Annotated in this window: 1 pseudogene; it reads left to right on the forward strand. The window is 78.7% G+C overall.

The features are described from left to right. Positions 1–191, forward strand: a pseudogene (locus J1M44_RS11495) (hypothetical protein); the annotation flags it as partial. Positions 192–522 lie beyond the last annotated feature (331 nt).

Raw genomic sequence — 522 nt, forward strand, 5'->3', positions numbered from 1 at the left:
CCCCGGAGGAGCCGACCGATCCGGCCCCCGCCCCCGAGGAGCCCGCCGAGCCCGAGCAGCCGGCCGAGGACGGCCACACCGTCCCGGACACGGTCGAGACCGGCAACGGCTCCGCGTGGGGCCTGGCCGCCATCGGCGCCCTGGCCGCCGGCGTCCTGGTGCGCCTGCGCCGCACCTTCGGCCTGGCCTGAGCCCGCGCCGAGGCGGCCGGGGCGCACCTGCGTCCCGGCCGCCTCGGCCGTCCCGAACGGACGACGCGCCGGGCTGAGGCCGGAGCGCGTGAGACCATGCCGTCGTCGGACGCGGCCCCGGGTGGGCCGGGCCGATGCACACGAGGGGAGAACCCGGATGAACACCACCGTCCGACGCGCCCTGTGGGCGGTCCTGGTGCTGCTGTGCCTGGGACTCGTGTTCCTCGCGCTGCGCGGGGTGCTGGCGGTCGGCGCCGTGCCGATCACCGCTGCGCCCACCCTCAGCGCCACGGCGTCCGCGACCCCGTCGCCGTCGTCCTCAGCCCGCCCC

Origin of the sequence: Micrococcus sp. KRD128, assembly GCF_017168395.1 — a bacterium.
Lineage (GTDB): Bacteria > Actinomycetota > Actinomycetes > Actinomycetales > Micrococcaceae > Micrococcus > Micrococcus luteus.